Raw genomic sequence first — 16,580 nt, forward strand, 5'->3', positions numbered from 1 at the left:
TTAATTCTGAACAGCCATGCTATCACACTTTTAATTAATTTACAGGCGCAAAATTTTAGTGATTTTAATCTGACCCCTCTTATAATGCGCTCAGATTAACGAGGAAGTTTTTTATGACCGAACATCAAAATGTAGATCCACAAGAAATCGCAAAATTTGAACAAATAGCGGATCGTTGGTGGGATACTGAAGGCGAATTTAAGCCTTTGCATGATATTAACCCATTGCGCTTAGACTTTATAAACGATAAATCTCACGGAATATTTGGCAAGCAAGTGTTAGATGTAGGCTGTGGTGGTGGTATTCTTACCGAAAGCATGGCTAAACTCGGTGCAATTGCACAAGGCATAGACATGGGACAAGAGCCTTTAAATGTGGCAAAACTGCACAGCTTAGAATCAGGTATTAAAGTTGATTACCAAAAAATCTCTGTTGAGGAGTTTGCACAGCAAAACCCTGAGTCATTCGACATCGTAACCTGCATGGAAATGTTAGAACACGTACCCGATCCCGCTTCTATTATCTCCTCGGTTGCAGCGCTTGCAAAACCCGGTGCAAGTGTATTTTTTTCAACATTAAATAAAACCACAAAAGCCTATCTTTTAGCCATAGTGGGGGCAGAAAAGTTATTAAAAATGGTACCAGAAGGTACACATAATCACGACAAATTTATCCGCCCTTCCATTTTAATTAACTGGGCAGAGCAAGCCGGGTTGAAAGTAAGAGCAAGTGCTGGCATCAGTTACAACCCACTTAGCAAAACATTTACGCTCAGCGACGATGTAAGTGTCAATTATCTGCTGCACTTTGAGAAATTAGCATGATTGAAGCGGTAATTTTTGACTTAGATGGCACTTTGCTAGATACATGTGATGATCTCGGTGCAGCGCTTAATTACACGTTAAAGTTGCATAACAAGCCTTGTGTGCCAAAAGACATATACAGTCCAGCGATTTCGAATGGCGTTCAAGCGTTGTTGGAGGTTGGTTTTCAAGAGGAATTAGTCAATTATGAACTCGCAACTTTAAAGCAAACATTATTGGATCACTACGCGCAAAATATTGCTGTTCACAGTCGTTGTTTTAAAGGGATAAAAACACTCTTAGAAGAAATAGAACGCAAGGGTATTAAAGTTGGCATTATGACCAACAAACCTACTTTTTTGACACTCCCATTGCTTGAATGCATCGATGAGCTTAAAAGTATCAAAGTTGTTGTATGCGGTGATACGTTGGATGAGGCCAAACCCTCACCAAAGCCATTATTGCATGCGGCCAAACAATTGGGCGTTCAACCAAGTGCTTGTTTTTATGTTGGTGACGCAGCCAGAGACATCGAAGCAGCTAAAGCGGCAAATATGCTCTCAGTCACTGCGCTATGGGGATACGTACCAAGTAAAGCGGTTGCTCAGAGCTGGCAAGCAGATCTGAATTTAACTAAGCCAGAATCTCTAATTTCTCATATATAGTGTAGTTACATACGAAAAAGCACTATATCTAGTGCTTTGTAACTAAAAAAGAGTCAAGTTGAGTATAAAAAAATCAGTTAGAATTTTTTTTGAATTTGCTAAAAAATGCAACCATCTCTGTTGATTTTCTGAAGACGTGTCTAGCAGTAATTCCTCAACGGTTAATAGGCACTAACACAAATGGTTTATCCTTAACTTATCCACAATTGTGGGTAAGTTGTTCTATTGCAAATTTAGCTCAACCACACTATCTTGTGATCCACGGTATGCTCATCACCATATATAGTGGTGAATAGATAAACAATAAGTGTGAACCGTGCGTTTACCAAAAACATAATTCCGAAGGAATACAGGCGCAACTATGAACCAACAGTTATCTGTCAGCAAAAGAAACGGCCGCAAAGAGCCGCTTGATTTAGATAAAATCCACCGCGTGATCACTTGGGCAGCGGAAGGCTTAAACAATGTTTCTGTGTCTCAAGTCGAACTTAAATCCCACATTCAGTTTTATGATGGAATTCGCACTGAGGATATTCATGAAACGATTATTAAAGCAGCTGCCGACTTAATCGACAAAGAATCGCCTGATTATCAATATCTAGCTGCGCGCCTAGCCATTTTTCATCTGCGAAAAAAAGCTTATGGCCAATTCGAGCCGCCACGTCTTTATGATCATGTTACCAAGCTGGTAGAAGATAAGCGCTATGACCCCCACCTTCTTGTAGATTACACAGAGCAAGAACTGGATGAACTGGACAGTTATGTTGACCATAGTCGCGACTTAAACTTTAGCTATGCGGCTGTAAAACAGCTAGAAGGCAAATATTTAGTACAGAACCGAGTAACAGGTGAAATATACGAAAGTGCACAGTTTCTGTACATTTTAGTAGCTGCGAGCCTATTCTCTGACTATCCAAAAGAAACGCGTTTGGACTATATAAAGCGTTTTTATGATGCAATCTCGCTGTTTAAGATTTCATTGCCAACACCGATTATGGCTGGCGTACGTACACCAACTCGCCAATTTAGCTCTTGTGTTTTAATTGAGTGCGGAGACAGCCTTGACTCTATCAATGCGACCTCATCTGCAATCGTTAAATATGTAAGCCAACGTGCAGGTATTGGTATTAATGCTGGTCGCATTCGTGCGCTAGGTAGCCCAATTCGCAATGGTGAAGCTTATCACACAGGCTGTATTCCGTTTTATAAACACTTTCAAACAGCCGTTAAAAGCTGTTCACAAGGCGGCGTTCGCGGCGGTGCAGCTACATTGTTCTACCCACTGTGGCACTTAGAAGTTGAAAACCTGTTGGTTTTAAAAAATAACCGCGGCGTAGAAGAAAACCGCGTTCGCCACTTAGATTATGGCGTACAGTTTAACAAAACAATGTACACCCGCTTGATTAAAGATGGCTATATTACTTTGTTCAGCCCATCAGACGTACCAGGTTTATACGATGCATTCTTTGAAGATCAAGAAAAATTCGAGCAACTGTACGAGCAATATGAACAAGATGAGTCTATTCGTAAAAAGCGCATAAAAGCCATTGAGCTTTTCTCAATGTTTGCTCAAGAGCGCGCAAGTACGGGCCGAATTTATCTTCAAAATGTCGATCACTGTAATACTCACAGTCCATTCGACTCAAAAGTTGCACCGATTCGCCAGTCGAATCTTTGCCTAGAAATTGCTTTGCCAACCAAGCCGTTGAATAATGTAAACGACCCTGATGGTGAAATTGCTCTATGTACCTTGTCAGCCTTTAACTTAGGTGCACTAGAGTCATTGGACGAGCTTGAAGAACTAGCTGAGTTGGCAGTCAGAGCACTTGATAACTTACTCGATTTCCAAGATTACCCTGTACCTGCAGCACAAAACGCAACAATGGGGCGTCGTACATTGGGTATTGGTGTGATCAACTATGCTTATTACCTAGCTAAAAATGGCGTTAAATATTCAGACGGCAGCGCTAATGGCCTAACACACCGTACTTTTGAAGCCATACAGTACTACTTAATGAAGGCATCAAACGAGTTGGCAAAAGAACGTGGAGCATGCCCTCTATTTAATGAGACAACGTATTCACAAGGCATTATGCCAATTGATACTTATAAGCGTGACTTAGATAAAATTTGTGAAGAGCCGCTTCATTTGGACTGGGATAGTTTACGTCAAAGCATTAAAGAGCACGGTATGCGTAATTCAACCCTGTCAGCATTAATGCCATCAGAAACATCATCGCAAATCTCAAATGCGACCAACGGAATAGAACCGCCTAGGGGTCACATAAGCGTTAAGGCGAGTAAAGATGGCATTCTTAAGCAAGTTGTTCCTGAGTATGAACGCTTAAAAAATAGCTATGAACTGCTTTGGGATATTCCATCAAATGACGGTTACCTAGGACTGGTTGGTATCATGCAAAAGTTTGTCGACCAAACTATTTCGGCAAATACTAACTACGACCCGAATAAATTTGAAGGCGGTAAAGTTCCAATGAAGCTATTGCTTAAAGATTTATTAACGGCTTACAAACTAGGTGTTAAAACGCTTTATTATCACAATACCCGCGATGGCGCTTCAGATTCACAGGATGAGTTAAAAGCTCAAGTGGAAGATGATGATTGTGCAGGCGGCGCTTGTAAAATATAAGTATGCGCGGGTCGATATGACCCGCTATTTTTGGTATTGAGTATATAAAATATGTCTTATTCTACTTTTAGCAGAAATCATAATGATCAGTTAAAAGAGCCAATGTTTTTTGGCCAAACCGTCAATGTTTCACGTTACGACCAACAAAAATATCCAATTTTCGAAAAGTTAATCGAAAAACAGCTTTCTTTCTTTTGGCGCCCTGAAGAAGTCGATGTCAGTAAAGACAGACTAGATTTTCAAGGTCTTCCAGAACATGAGAAGCATATATTTTTAAGTAACTTGAAGTATCAAACACTGTTAGATAGTGTACAGGGACGCTCTCCAAATGTTGCTCTACTGCCTATCGTATCATTGCCTGAATTAGAAACTTGGATTGAAACTTGGGCCTTTAGTGAAACAATACATAGTCGCTCTTATACGCATATCATTCGAAATGTAACTCAGTCTCCTGAACTGATATTTGATGACATTGTAACGAACGACCGTATTAATCAGCGAGCAGATGCCGTAACACGTTATTATGATGAGCTAATAGAAAAGATTTCAATTTATAACCTTTATGGTGAAGGTAAGCACGAAATCAATGGGCAAACCGTTGTTATCAATAAATTTGAATTGAAAAAGCTGCTCTATCTTTGCATTATGTCGGTCAACATTCTCGAAGCTATACGTTTTTACGTCAGCTTTGCATGCTCTTTCGCGTTTGCTGAACGCGAATTAATGGAAGGCAACGCTAAAATAATCAAATTGATTGCGCGTGACGAAGCCCTGCACCTTTCTGGTACACAGCACATGCTCAACATCATGCAAGATGGCAAAGATGACCCAGAGATGGCTATCGTTGCAGCGCAATGCCAAGAGCAAGCTATTGCAATGTTTGTTGAAGCTGCCGAGCAAGAAAAAGAATGGGCGGAGTATTTGTTTAAAGACGGCTCTATGATTGGCTTGAACAAAGACATTCTTTGCCAATATGTTGAGTATATTACCAATGTTCGCATGGGAGCCGTAGGTCTACCAGCTCAGTTTGAAAACAAAACGAACCCAATTCCTTGGATCAACGCATGGTTGGTGTCTGATAACGTTCAAGTAGCACCGCAAGAAGCGGAGATCAGTTCTTATCTTGTTGGCCAAATAGACTCTGAGGTAGATGCCTCTGAGTTTGGTGATTTTGATTTGTAATGAGTGACAAGCCCTGTCATAAAATTACGATTGATAGTCATGACGAGCCGCTAGAATTTGCGGCTCTGTCCCCTTCTATACTCGATACATTAGAGCGTGCAAATATAGATATCGCTTATCAATGTAGAGAAGGGTTTTGTGGCGCATGTAGAGCAAAACTAGACGAAGGTGAAGTGAGTTATAATCAAGAACCGCTTGCTTTTGTGCGCGATGGCGAAGTTTTGTTATGCTGCACAAAACCACTTACTAATATCAAGTTGACCTTACTCTAACCTTCTCTATCTTATTAAGAAATAAATCAAAAATTTGCCTAGCTTAAATAAATGCATTCTCATAGGGTGTTTTTATACTAATATGTAGGTACAAATTTTTAGGAAAAGGCAGTTTTGTTAATGCAAGAGCAAAGTATATTGTCATCATTGGCGATTTATCAGTTCGCGGCGGCAAAATGTGACGAAATACTATCTATTACTGCGCAACACTTAAAGCTCAAGCCGTTTAACATGGGATTAAGGTCACACTTGAAAATAATAAGCAACACGTATTTATGTACGCAAATAAAGAAGAGTGGTTACAATAACTCACCAATTAAACACTGACTATAGGAGCCTTTATGGTTGCTGAAATCTTAAACTTCTGGTTTGAAGAAATAGATGCAAAACAATGGTGGCAAAAAGATCCCGATTTTGATGCGTTAATTCAAAAGCGGTTTGGTGAGCTGCACAAAAGTGCTTCGCAATGCAACTTAAGTCACTGGCGCACAACCGCACAAGGCTGCTTGGCAGAGATTATTATTCTTGACCAGTTCTCTAGAAATATCTATCGAGACACAGCCAAGGCATTTGAGAGCGACTCTTTAGCATTGGCGTTAGCACAATGTGCTATTGCACAAGGGCAAGATAGATTACTTCCACCACAAATGAGAAGCTTTATGTACCTCCCCTACATGCACAGTGAATCTAAAACTGTACATGTTCAAGCGGTAGAGTTATACAAAGCCCTAGGTAATGAGGACAACCTTAGCTTTGAGCTCAAGCACAAGTCAATCATTGATCGATTTGGCCGCTACCCTCATAGAAACGCTATTTTAGGGCGCACATCAACACCTGAAGAACTCGAATTTTTAGAAGGTCCCAACTCAAGCTTTTAAAAAATAACCGAGCTTATAATTTACGTTTCATTGGTATAAAAGTGATAGATAAGTTATCACACAACGGGTATTCAATAGGCTCTTGTGCTATAAATCCATGACGCTCATATAGTTTACTGCCTGGTAAAGTCGACATTAACTCTAGGGCATTAAAGTTTTTAGCCCGCGCTTCTTCCTCACATTGGCGCATCAAAATAGAACCAAGACCCTGTCGTGCATAATCAGGTTTTACAAAGAATGCACGTATTTTAGCTGCTTCAGTAACAGGGTTTAACACATTGTCGACTCTGTTTTGCTCACAATCATTGCCAAACAATGTTTTCCTAAAGCTCCAGCCACCGCAGGCAATCAATTGATTGTTGTTTTCAATTACATAATAACATTCATCTTTAATTAGTTGAGTGTCTACTCCCCAAGCTGCTTTCAGTGCACCTTCAATCTGCTCTTTTGAATAGTCTTCAGATGACAGTTTTCGAGCCGATTCACCTATTAAAAACTCTATTTCGGGAACATCATGCAGAGTTGCTTTCCTGATTGTTAAATCCATTTAATTCACTCCTTAAGCTAAGATAGTTATGGATAAGTACGTCACTTGGTAATAAATAAGCCCAGCAATTGCTGGGCTTATTGGTTTCTATAACATGTTACTTAGTATATGCACGAGGCAGATTAGATTCTGTCATATAGCGTTCACGAAGTGTATCGTGACGTGACTCAGTGGTCACTTCTTCACCGTTGATCCACACTTTTTCGGCGTGAGTACTTATCTCAAATGGATCCGCGCTCCAAAGCACCAAATCTGCACGGTGACCAACAGCTATTTTACCACCGTCTAAATCAAAGGCATCCGCGACATTGCTTGTTACGGCTTTAATTGCGCTGTTGAAGCTCATGCCATTTGATACCGCAATGCCCGCATCATATCTAAGCTGGTATAAATTGTGGCTACCATCACCAAAGACTGACAGTAATACCTTAACACCTGCTTTTTCTAATTTGCCAGCGTTTTCCAAATTTGCATGTAGGGCATCAAAATCGGAAGGCAAATTAGACACGCCACTGATGATCACAGGGATTTCAGCTTTGGCCAATTCATCAGCAAGCAAAACTGCATCTGATCCACCTCGAATGATCACATCTAAAGCAAACTTCTCTTTTAACTTGATCACTTGTGCGATATCGGCCGCTCGATTTATCTCGACGACTAACGGCATTTTAGCCTCTAACAATTGAGTCAGAACACGCTCTTCGCCAGAAGGTTTACCTTCGTCCTTTTTGTCTTCTTTTTTGTCTTTTTGTTTCTCAAGCTTGGCTTGCTGGCCTTCTAGCTTTTCAACGAGCTGCTGAAATGACAATGCACGAGATCCTTTGCTCTTAGCACCTAAATCGATTACTAACGCAGTATGCTTGTCAGTAACACTGTCAAACTCGCCACTTAAGTCAGCAGTAAATGCTAAACCAGAGTATGCTGCGTCATAATTTATAGGTGACACGACATTTTGAGTGATCCCGCCTTTACGTGCGTAGGCAATCAATGATGAACGAGGGTTAAACGCGTAACTAGGGTCAAAATCCAGTCCTGCTTTATCGTCAGATGCATCACGAGAACGTGCTACCGCGCCTACTTCAACAAGGCCAAGTTGGTTCATTGTGCCAATAAATCCTGGCGTTAAAACCATTCCTTCAGCGCTTACCGTCACATCCGCTTCGATGTTTTGAGGGTTAATCGATTTAATTTTTCCATTTTCGATTACAACCGTGGCGTTGTTTAACGTTCCCTGCTCTGTAGCAGTATGAACCGTTGCACCAGTGATTGCGGTTATTTGTGCGAACGCCGCTGAGCTTGTAAGCAGCGCACCGGTGATCATTGATAACTTAAATTTAGTCATTGTGGGCGCTCCTTATTTTTGACCTAGCATAAAATCACTAACAGCTTGATATTTTTCGTCATTACGGTCATACACTTTTGCACCATCAATATATACATGCTCAGCTTTTGCGTACACGCTAAACGGACTTTGGTTCCAAATGACCACATCAGCTTGTTTACCGCTCTCTATCGAACCAGTTTTATCTGCAATACCTAATGATTTAGCGGCGTTATGCGTGATCCATTTAATCGCGTGTTCTTCCGAAATATCAAAGCCATTTCGATTCGCATTGAACATTACTTTGGCAGCCTCTTGGTTCAAGCGCTGTATAGTCGTATCTGAGTCAGAGTGTATCACTGCACAAGAATTTTTAACTGCATCAACGATAGCAACGTTCTCTTGCACCATGTCGTAAGCTTCCATTTTAAAGCCCCACCAATCTGGCCACAATGCAGCACAGTTACCATTGTCTGCTAGTAAGTCTGCAACTTTATATGCTTCAATACCGTGATGGAAAGTACCTGAGTGGTAATTAAACTCTTTACCCAAATCAATCATCATGGCCATTTCTTCAGCTTTATAACAGTGATTATGAATTAATATTTCACCATCTAACACGCCACGTAAAGTATCCAGTTTAATATCACGCTTCGGTGCATCTGGGTTCATTCCCGCAGCGTATTCTTGTTCATAGCGCTCCCAAGCGCGCTTGTACTCTGTTGCTTCAATCCAAGCTTCGCGGTAACCCGCCATATTCCCCATACGAGTGTACGGCGCAACGCCTTTACTACCATAGACACGTTTAGGGTTTTCACCACAGGCCATTTTTAATCCGTATGGTGCTTCTGGGAATTTCATCGCTTGCATAGTATGCGCAGGCACGTTTTTCAATGTAACACTGCGGCCACCAAATAGGTTTGCCGATCCAGGTAAGATCTGCAATGTCGTAATACCACCTTCGCGCGCGCGATTAAAACCTGGGTCTTGTGGCCAAACAGAATGCTCAACCCACACTTGTGAGGTGTTAGGGTTGATCATCTCATTTCCATCAGCATGAGATTCAACTGATGGGCTTGGGTATGCACCTAAATGCGAGTGCACATCAATAATACCAGGCGTTACCCACTTACCTTGAGCATCAACGGTAGTTTGAGCCTCAACATTAAGATCGACACCTACTTGACTAATTTTACCGTCGACAAGGTAAACATCTGCATTATCTAGCCTTTCACCTGTACCAGTTAATACTGTTGCATTGGTAATTAACGTGGTCGTTGCAGGTAATGCCTGATAAGTGCTTGGGTAAGGGTTCTTTTCGATAGTCACTTTTTCTTTTTGCGGGCCAGTATCCTGGCAACCCGCGAGTGCTGCACTCAATGCTAGCACCAAAATGGACGGAGCAAATTTTTGCATTGTTTTATCTCTATTTGTTTTTATTTCACAGTAACTTTAACGAAACTTAACTTAAAATGCGAAACAAATACCTTAAAATGCGTTTATTCACGATGAACCTCTTGTTTTACAGTCCATTACGCCTAATCAACGCGCGATATAATCTTGGTAAAGCTTAGCAAGCGCCTCGTCTATGTCTAACTTTGCATCGCGTTTCATCAATTGCTCAGTCGCTCTAGCTACAAAATCTGAATTTTGCTTATAACGTTTAGAAAAACTCTGAATTTTAGCTTTCGCTACATCAAGTGTCTGCGGTTTACTATATCTATGTTCATACTGGCTCAATGCTTTATCAAAATCGCCCTCACAGTCTTTAACAAGTAAATCATAAAACTTGCTTTTATTTAGACCATAACTCTCAATACAATGCGTTAATGCTGTATCAAAACTTGTAAACTCTCGATTTGCGACTACAAATGTTTGATTTACAGAAGGTCTATCTATCTCGGGGTTATCACTTTCTAATAGAAAGGGTTGAAACTCTACACGCTGAGCAGCTTCTTGCCCTAACCGCATACCAGCACTAATACTGTGTGCAAACTCGGGGCTCATTTCATCGAGCTCTGACTCATGCCACATATAATAAACTTTGAGTGCTTTAGCATATTTAGCTGATAGTTTAGTTTTTAACTTTTTAACTCTAAGCGCCAAACTAAGCACTCGCTCATTATGTAGCAATGCATAGCACTCGTAACATGCGGGTACCGTAATAAAGTCAGCTTGCTCGTCAAATTCCAGCACTAACTCAGCATGTTCCAATGGCGGACAAAAATCGGTATCCGTTGCCTCACAACCACAGTAATAACACTGCTTTGCACTTTCGAGGTGTTTTGCCATGCCATGTTTGTAATATTTTTTTAGTGACGCTTTGTAAGTTTTCATTACACTCTCGTTATTTAGTAACCAAAAACCACTTATTTGAAAACCTGTATTTACGTTCATGAAAACAAGATGTAAAAGTGAAAATAATCAAAAATAAATTAATTAAATATGTGTCAAAATACACATCTATTTCTTTTATTTTTCAATTGGTTAAATACTTATTGTCACATCCAAATACTTGCTTACATTCTCACATCATTGCTTTACAGCATTTATTTTTGGTTAAGTCATAATTACCTCGAACCCAAACAAAACCCGTGGAGAAACATCATGAAAAAGTTAACAACTCTTTGTTCATCAGCAGCCCTTTTAGCAGGTTTATTAGTAGGTACAGCCAATGCAGAACAATTTGTAGCTGCCGATAATTCTATCGAAACTGAATTGTGTATGGCCATTACAGAAGACGACTCGTTCAAATTACGTAAAACAATGAAAGAGCATCGTATCGGTCTAAGGCTTGTGCAAAATGAATTAACTTGTAATAACATGTCAGCTGATAAATTTGTAGCTAAACATGGCCTAAGAAATTCAGCAAACTCCTTAAACTTAGACTTGAACACGCAAACACATATCAAAGATCTAAGCGCTCAAAATGATATGAACAAAAAGACTATCGTATCAGGCTCTTAAGTTATGACTAGAGTATTAAAGTTGCGGTATAGTGCGCAGTAACCAAAACTTGCGCACTATATTATTTTATCCAGCGATATGCGCGATAAAACCGAAAAATCCACCGAATACTCCGCCCCAAACAACTAACCAGCCAAGGTGTGTGCGGATCATATTTTGGATGATCTCTTTAACCATATCGGGGGTTAATTCTTCTAATCGCTGCTCTACAGCATTTTCAATGGTTGCAAATACCATTTCAGCACTGTGGCCGCTGCGTAGTTCTTGATCCATCAACTGCTTAAATTTCTCTTCTTCTGTGATATCTATTAGTGCATCTTGCATTTTTTCAATGAATGAAGCTTTCATTGGTTGCAGCGCCTCATTGCCGCCGAACATCGCAAGCATAGGACCAAATTGAGATGTTTCTATCACTTGAAGTAACTTCTCAAATGCTGGGCTTAAATCTACTTTCTTTATAACTGGCGATAAATCGATTGAGTCTTGCTGCTTCTCTAACAACGCAGCTACTTTTTCTTGACTAAAAAACTCCTGCAAAATCATCATGCTTATAGATTCTTTAAATTGCTTAAACTTGAGTTTTATCACACCTGAACCATATAAAAATGGGACTTTTTCAAACAACATATGAATTGCAAGCAAATTTGTAATAGCGCCTGATAGTGCAAATATTCCTATCGAAAAAACCATCGGTAAAGCTGCAAAATAGCCTACTAAAACGGTTATTAATGCCAGTGTATTGGTAATGTAGCTTTTGTTCACTCTGACCCCCTGATTTACAAACCGGTGCATTCTATACACTATTTCTAATAAAATATACTGCCTGCAAGAACCTAAACGGAGCTGTTTTCACCCAAAATTTAGAGATAACCCTTCGTAATATCGAAGATCCGCTATATTTAAACCATCTGGCGGTTTTTTGTTCAAGGCAACTGTATGTGGAATGTCGTTAATCAACAAATATCAGAAGCGCTACATCAACCTTTTATTTTGACGCATAAAGAGCAACTGAGCAGCGTTGAGAACGAGATGCGCTTTCACATCTCTAATGGAGAATTAAATTATTTGGTGAAAGTTGATTTGCTAAGTGCTCTCGAGCGATATGAAAGCGAATCTAAGGCTCGAGATCTACTTATAAGAGACAGCGACTTTTTAATTGCTGACACTATCACAATTGGAACAACGCTAGAGTTTAGTTTTATTGTGTTAGAGGTAATTTCAAAAGCTGAAACAAGCCCAAACTGGCAAGAGTGCGGATTACAGCTTGCTAAAATGCATAATCGCTATGAACAGAAAATGTTCGGGTTAGAGGAAGACGGTTACTTGCTGCACATGGCTCAACCCAACCAGTGGCACAAAAAATGGGAGACCTTTTTTGCAGAAGAGCGCATTGGATGGCAATTGCAACTTCTAAAAGAAAAAGGCGTTGAGCTTGTCAATATTGATGACTTTGTTGTAACAGTTAAATCACTGCTAGCCCATCATGCAAAACCCTCTCTTTTACATGGTAACTTGTGCCAGGGAAATGTTTTTTTTAACGAAAGCAAGCCGTGTTTAGATAACCCAGCCTGTTACTATGGAGATAGAGAAGTAGATATAGCAATGAGTGAATTATATACCCCCCTTCCTCAAGCGTTTTACGACTCTTACAATGAACATTTGCCACTGTCACCTGGCTATGAAATGAGAAAAGCAATTTACCAACTTTATCCTTTGCTTTTGCATGCCAATTTTTATGCGGGCGAACATATAAATCACGCACAAAAAAGAGTTAATGAGATTTTGAAATAGTTGTAATACAGCTTTCATAGTTGCATTTACTGCTATAATTAGGTGAGTGCAATAGCGATAGGCAAACGCCTTTTTGGAGAGCTAAATGAAAGCGCTTTATGATCAAAGAATAACATGCCCACACTGTGGACATCACGTTTACATTAGCCTTGATGCAAGTGAAGGCGATCAAGATTTTTATGAAGATTGCGCGGCATGTTGTAACCCGATACATTGCAATATGCACATTGATCAATCGAATAATAAACTTGAGCTTCATATTGATAGTGACGATGAGCAAGTTTTTTAACATAGAAGCTTTGTCGTTATTATAGACAAAGCTTCTCACCGTTAATTTAGATCGTTTAAGCGGCTTTGCTTGCGCATGTAGTTTTCAACCGTATTTACTATGGTGTAGGTTTGCTGGTCAACTTCAATATTTACCCAGTCCCCTTCTTGTAAACGGCCAATATTTGTAATATTGAGTGTTTCAGGAATTAAATGTAACCAAAATCCTTGTTCATCAATTTCACCAACAGTTAAACTTGCGCCATTTACACAAATAAACCCCTTGTATAATACAAATTTAAGCCAGTGAGACGGCAAATGAAGGTAGATTTTGCAGTTGCTTGCATCATTCACTATTTGCAAAACCTGTGCTGCGCAATGAATGTGCCCAGATACTATGTGGCCTCCAAGTTCAGTGCCAAACGTCACAGAGCGTTCATAATTGACCTGATCGCCTTTGCATATTGCATTTAAGTTGGTTAGCTGCAACGTTTCATCTATCACATCAAAATACACTTGTCCGACAACATCCTGGCGATTCAACTCATACTCAACAACGGTTAAGCAACAGCCATTGATGGCAATACTTGCGCCTATGTCTAAATGACTTAAGTATTCAACACCAACCGATATGCCGAGACGCAACACACCCTCTTTATGATTAGTACTGATCACTGTAGCTTGCGTTTGCACAATACCAGTAAACATATTTACCCTTGCAAAACAAAAAATTTTTTACATCATACAGCATAAACTAATTCGCCAGAAGCAAGCTTGCACTGATCAGTTGAATATTTCTCTAACACTTGTCGCCTTTACTCGCAATACGTTATAAGTAATGGTTATAATTCGATTTTTACGCGACGATTTTATGAAGTTCAGTCACTGGGAAAGCAAACGTCTTTTACAACTTGCAACGCCTGTATTTTTTGCTCAAATCACATTAGTTTTAATGTCGGTGGTTGACACAATGATGGCAGGACAAGTAAGTGCCAATGATCTCGCAGCCTTGTCTATTGCAACAGGTATTTGGAATCCGCTTTTATTCTCACTTCAAGGAATTTTACTGGCGATTACCGGTATTGTAGCTCATTGCCATGGCGCCAAAGATATTAGCAGCATTAAGTCACACTTCCAGCAAGGCATTTACTTAGCGCTAATACTAACTGTTTTAAGTTTAATTCTCGCCAAGTTTACACCTCACGTATTCTCTAAGCTAGGTACTAGTACTGACATTACAGACTTATCCCAACAGTATATTGATTTCGTTAAATGGGGTGTACTGGGCTTCTTACTGTTTTCAATTTATCGTAATGTCACCGAAGGCGTTGGTTTAACCAAGCCGGCTTTTTATATCAGCCTTATCGGCCTCGCAGTAAACGTTATTGCCAATTATATATTTATCTATGGAAAACTTGGCATGCCAGCTTACGGGAGCGCAGGTTGTGGACTCGCAACAGCTCTAGTCTTTTGGGCTATGGCAGTTGCACAGTGGTTGTATTGTAAGCGCAGTACTATCATGCGCAACCTATCTCTGCTTTCTCCTTTTTCTAAACCTGATTTATCAGCCATTGGATACATTGCGAAGCTCGGTTTGCCGATTTGTTTGGCTACCTTCTTCGAAGTAACCTTATTTGCATGTATACCTTTATTTATTGCCGATTTAGGTGCCATTGCAGTATCTGGCCATCAAATTGCTGCAAGTGTTACTACGGTGTTATTTATGATGCCGTTAAGCCTATCTATGGCAATTGCCATTAGAATTGGCAATTTATCTGGCCAACAGGCATACCAACAACTTAAAGCAGCGGTCTTTACCAGTTTTTGTTTGGCGGCTTTTATCGCTTTTTTTGTAGCGATGCTGACCTTTTTGGCTCGAGATAGCATAGTATGGCTATACACCAATAACGAACAAGTTGCGGTGCTTGCCTCAAGTATTATTGTGCTTGCTTGCGTTTACCAATTACCCGATGCGTTACAAGTTGCTGCCAATGGCGTATTACGCGGATTAAAATATACGAAACCCATTTCTTATATTACCTTTATTTCTTATTGGTTAATTGGTTTTTCGCTAGGTTATGTTTTGGCGAAAACAGATTTATTAGTGCCAGCAATGGGACCAGAAGGTTTTTGGCTCGGTATAATCATGGGCTTGAGTGCTGCGGCGATATTACTACTATTGAGTGTGAGGTCTCGACTTGCGACTATTTTGTCAAATTATTAGCTGGATCACGATACTGGCAGGTTGCTCGCCTGCCCCAAGTGGTGTTCATGTTGAATATCAGCAGCGACTAGCGAACGTAATACAATTAGATCACGTCGATACGATTACACTGCGCCCACTCAAGTCAAGACATGCTAATAAACCAAGCTCTCAAATAACACTATCTATGTTAGAGCTCGCCCATTTAAGCCATTGTTCATTAATGAGTACAATCGCAAATAACAATAATCAACTCGGGAAAGTAAGAGTGCCCAGTGAACAGCTAAAGTACGCGATTATGTTCATTAACGATGCACAGACATGTTTAGACCATAGCGCTACAACAGATGAAATTGTCATAACAAAGCTAACCCTTGCCTTAGCTGAGAAAAAAAATCAATTATCAGCGTACTTTGAGCAAATGGTATTTAATGAACGAGAGTTAGCGAAAATGTTACTGCTAACCAGTCAAGAAATTAACCTAGAAGACCACCAAGAAGCAATCAGCCAAGCCCTTGAGGCGCTCACAACGCTTGCAGCAATATATAAAGAGATAGTTCAAAACAACTCTGATACCACTCAGCTTCGTGATCCCCAACGCATTACAGGCGCACTGGCAAAACTCAATCAAAACTATGCGGTTTCTCGGTTAATCACATCGGCGCGAAAACAAATTAAACTTAACCAAGTTACAACTCAATGGCTCAATAATATAACTCCAACAAAGCACTTATGCCAACCGAACAAAAGCAAGCAAAAAGCACAAATCATGAGCAACATATTTAACAAGTTTTATCTATCTCAGCTACAAGGATATCAATCCAAGTTAACCAAGATGCTCCGTGATGTTTCACCTCACCTTGCCACCTTATGGCGTTCTGAACCTGATTTAAGTCAAAAGTTTAACATCGAACATTCAGACTCTTACTATCAACAACTCAAAAAAAGTGCGGTAGATCATGTCAGCTGGTGGCAGTATTTTTATAAAACGTGCAAAATCCAGCCTTAATGACCAAAAAAACTGCAAACAAACAAAA

Annotated in this window: 17 protein-coding genes; 11 read left to right on the plus strand and 6 right to left on the minus strand. The window is 40.0% G+C overall.

Going from position 1 to position 16,580, the window contains the following annotated elements:
- The first annotated feature begins 113 nt into the window (after positions 1-113).
- From ubiG to GDK41_RS08685, 6 genes are all read left to right on the plus strand, one after another.
- Positions 114-824, plus strand: coding sequence for a bifunctional 2-polyprenyl-6-hydroxyphenol methylase/3-demethylubiquinol 3-O-methyltransferase UbiG (gene ubiG, locus GDK41_RS08660; RefSeq protein ID WP_152086035.1), 711 nt, complete (start codon positions 114-116; stop codon positions 822-824).
- Complete coding sequence (locus GDK41_RS08665) at positions 821-1,468, plus strand: HAD family hydrolase (RefSeq protein WP_152086036.1); 648 nt, start codon at positions 821-823, stop codon at positions 1,466-1,468. Before ubiG ends, GDK41_RS08665 begins: the two co-directional genes overlap by 4 nt.
- Positions 1,469-1,829: 361 nt before the next feature.
- Positions 1,830-4,115 (plus strand): class 1a ribonucleoside-diphosphate reductase subunit alpha, encoded by a 2,286-nt coding sequence (gene nrdA / locus GDK41_RS08670; protein ID WP_152086037.1) that lies wholly within the window; start codon positions 1,830-1,832, stop codon positions 4,113-4,115.
- Between the two features lie 51 nt (positions 4,116-4,166).
- Positions 4,167-5,297: a class Ia ribonucleoside-diphosphate reductase subunit beta gene (nrdB, locus tag GDK41_RS08675; RefSeq protein WP_152086038.1), complete on the plus strand. Its 1,131-nt coding sequence runs from the start codon at positions 4,167-4,169 to the stop codon at positions 5,295-5,297.
- A complete protein-coding gene (gene yfaE / locus GDK41_RS08680) occupies positions 5,297-5,569 on the plus strand; it encodes a class I ribonucleotide reductase maintenance protein YfaE (RefSeq protein ID WP_152086039.1) in 273 nt (90 codons plus the stop codon). The genes nrdB and yfaE overlap by 1 nt, the downstream gene beginning before the upstream one ends.
- Before the next feature lie 341 nt (positions 5,570-5,910).
- Positions 5,911-6,447: a DUF924 family protein gene (locus GDK41_RS08685; RefSeq protein ID WP_152086040.1), complete on the plus strand. Its 537-nt coding sequence runs from the start codon at positions 5,911-5,913 to the stop codon at positions 6,445-6,447.
- Between the two features lie 13 nt (positions 6,448-6,460).
- Here the strand turns inward: GDK41_RS08685 and GDK41_RS08690 are convergent, their stop codons facing one another.
- From GDK41_RS08690 to GDK41_RS08705, 4 genes are all read right to left on the minus strand, one after another.
- A complete protein-coding gene (locus GDK41_RS08690; protein ID WP_152086041.1) occupies positions 6,461-6,994 on the minus strand; it encodes a GNAT family N-acetyltransferase in 534 nt (177 codons plus the stop codon).
- A 97-nt stretch (positions 6,995-7,091) separates the two neighbouring features.
- Positions 7,092-8,336 carry an amidohydrolase family protein gene (locus GDK41_RS08695; RefSeq protein WP_152086042.1) on the minus strand — a complete coding sequence of 415 codons (1,245 nt, stop codon included), beginning with the start codon at positions 8,334-8,336 and terminating at the stop codon, positions 7,092-7,094.
- A gap of 12 nt (positions 8,337-8,348) precedes the next feature.
- Positions 8,349-9,731, minus strand: coding sequence for an amidohydrolase (locus GDK41_RS08700; protein WP_152086043.1), 1,383 nt, complete (start codon positions 9,729-9,731; stop codon positions 8,349-8,351).
- Positions 9,732-9,857: 126 nt separating this feature from the next.
- Complete coding sequence (locus GDK41_RS08705) at positions 9,858-10,652, minus strand: hypothetical protein (RefSeq protein ID WP_152086044.1); 795 nt, start codon at positions 10,650-10,652, stop codon at positions 9,858-9,860.
- 270 nt (positions 10,653-10,922) lie between these two features.
- On the opposite strand from GDK41_RS08705, the gene GDK41_RS08710 reads away from it, so the two are divergent.
- The gene (locus GDK41_RS08710) at positions 10,923-11,282 is read left to right on the plus strand and encodes a DUF3718 domain-containing protein (RefSeq protein WP_172971585.1); all 360 of its coding nucleotides are present in this window, start codon (positions 10,923-10,925) and stop codon (positions 11,280-11,282) included.
- Between the two features lie 66 nt (positions 11,283-11,348).
- On the opposite strand, the gene GDK41_RS08715 is transcribed toward GDK41_RS08710, so the two are convergent.
- Complete coding sequence (locus GDK41_RS08715; protein WP_152086046.1) at positions 11,349-12,044, minus strand: DUF445 domain-containing protein; 696 nt, start codon at positions 12,042-12,044, stop codon at positions 11,349-11,351.
- A gap of 174 nt (positions 12,045-12,218) precedes the next feature.
- On the opposite strand from GDK41_RS08715, the gene GDK41_RS08720 reads away from it, so the two are divergent.
- Positions 12,219-13,073 carry a fructosamine kinase family protein gene (locus GDK41_RS08720; protein WP_152086047.1) on the plus strand — a complete coding sequence of 285 codons (855 nt, stop codon included), beginning with the start codon at positions 12,219-12,221 and terminating at the stop codon, positions 13,071-13,073.
- Between the two features lie 85 nt (positions 13,074-13,158).
- Positions 13,159-13,362 carry a CPXCG motif-containing cysteine-rich protein gene (locus tag GDK41_RS08725; protein WP_152086048.1) on the plus strand — a complete coding sequence of 68 codons (204 nt, stop codon included), beginning with the start codon at positions 13,159-13,161 and terminating at the stop codon, positions 13,360-13,362.
- Positions 13,363-13,403: 41 nt separating this feature from the next.
- On the opposite strand, the gene GDK41_RS08730 is transcribed toward GDK41_RS08725, so the two are convergent.
- Positions 13,404-14,048: a riboflavin synthase subunit alpha gene (locus GDK41_RS08730; RefSeq protein ID WP_152086049.1), complete on the minus strand. Its 645-nt coding sequence runs from the start codon at positions 14,046-14,048 to the stop codon at positions 13,404-13,406.
- 163 nt (positions 14,049-14,211) lie between these two features.
- Here GDK41_RS08730 and GDK41_RS08735 point away from each other — a divergent pair, with 163 nt between their 5' ends.
- Both GDK41_RS08735 and GDK41_RS08740 read left to right on the plus strand, forming a co-directional pair.
- Positions 14,212-15,564, plus strand: a complete 1,353-nt coding sequence (locus GDK41_RS08735) for an MATE family efflux transporter (RefSeq protein ID WP_152086050.1) — start codon at positions 14,212-14,214, stop codon at positions 15,562-15,564.
- Positions 15,539-16,552: a DUF3080 family protein gene (locus GDK41_RS08740; protein ID WP_152086051.1), complete on the plus strand. Its 1,014-nt coding sequence runs from the start codon at positions 15,539-15,541 to the stop codon at positions 16,550-16,552. Before GDK41_RS08735 ends, GDK41_RS08740 begins: the two co-directional genes overlap by 26 nt.
- Positions 16,553-16,580 lie beyond the last annotated feature (28 nt).

The organism is Pseudoalteromonas sp. A25 (assembly GCF_009176705.1).
Classification (GTDB): domain Bacteria; phylum Pseudomonadota; class Gammaproteobacteria; order Enterobacterales; family Alteromonadaceae; genus Pseudoalteromonas.

What these genes read in the sequence shown, in the direction of transcription:
- GDK41_RS08710 (WP_172971585.1), top strand. Translation starts at nt 10,923, where the DNA reads ATGAAAAAGTTAACAACTCTTTGTTCATCAGCAGCCCTTTTAGCAGGT.
- GDK41_RS08690 (WP_152086041.1), bottom strand. Translation starts at nt 6,994, where the DNA reads ATGGATTTAACAATCAGGAAAGCAACTCTGCATGATGTTCCCGAAATA.
- GDK41_RS08735 (WP_152086050.1), top strand. Translation starts at nt 14,212, where the DNA reads ATGAAGTTCAGTCACTGGGAAAGCAAACGTCTTTTACAACTTGCAACG.
- GDK41_RS08725 (WP_152086048.1), top strand. Translation starts at nt 13,159, where the DNA reads ATGAAAGCGCTTTATGATCAAAGAATAACATGCCCACACTGTGGACAT.
- GDK41_RS08720 (WP_152086047.1), top strand. Translation starts at nt 12,219, where the DNA reads ATGTGGAATGTCGTTAATCAACAAATATCAGAAGCGCTACATCAACCT.
- GDK41_RS08685 (WP_152086040.1), top strand. Translation starts at nt 5,911, where the DNA reads ATGGTTGCTGAAATCTTAAACTTCTGGTTTGAAGAAATAGATGCAAAA.
- GDK41_RS08665 (WP_152086036.1), top strand. Translation starts at nt 821, where the DNA reads ATGATTGAAGCGGTAATTTTTGACTTAGATGGCACTTTGCTAGATACA.
- GDK41_RS08730 (WP_152086049.1), bottom strand. Translation starts at nt 14,048, where the DNA reads ATGTTTACTGGTATTGTGCAAACGCAAGCTACAGTGATCAGTACTAAT.
- nrdA (WP_152086037.1), top strand. Translation starts at nt 1,830, where the DNA reads ATGAACCAACAGTTATCTGTCAGCAAAAGAAACGGCCGCAAAGAGCCG.
- GDK41_RS08705 (WP_152086044.1), bottom strand. Translation starts at nt 10,652, where the DNA reads ATGAAAACTTACAAAGCGTCACTAAAAAAATATTACAAACATGGCATG.
- GDK41_RS08695 (WP_152086042.1), bottom strand. Translation starts at nt 8,336, where the DNA reads ATGACTAAATTTAAGTTATCAATGATCACCGGTGCGCTGCTTACAAGC.
- nrdB (WP_152086038.1), top strand. Translation starts at nt 4,167, where the DNA reads ATGTCTTATTCTACTTTTAGCAGAAATCATAATGATCAGTTAAAAGAG.
- ubiG (WP_152086035.1), top strand. Translation starts at nt 114, where the DNA reads ATGACCGAACATCAAAATGTAGATCCACAAGAAATCGCAAAATTTGAA.
- GDK41_RS08700 (WP_152086043.1), bottom strand. Translation starts at nt 9,731, where the DNA reads ATGCAAAAATTTGCTCCGTCCATTTTGGTGCTAGCATTGAGTGCAGCA.
- yfaE (WP_152086039.1), top strand. Translation starts at nt 5,297, where the DNA reads ATGAGTGACAAGCCCTGTCATAAAATTACGATTGATAGTCATGACGAG.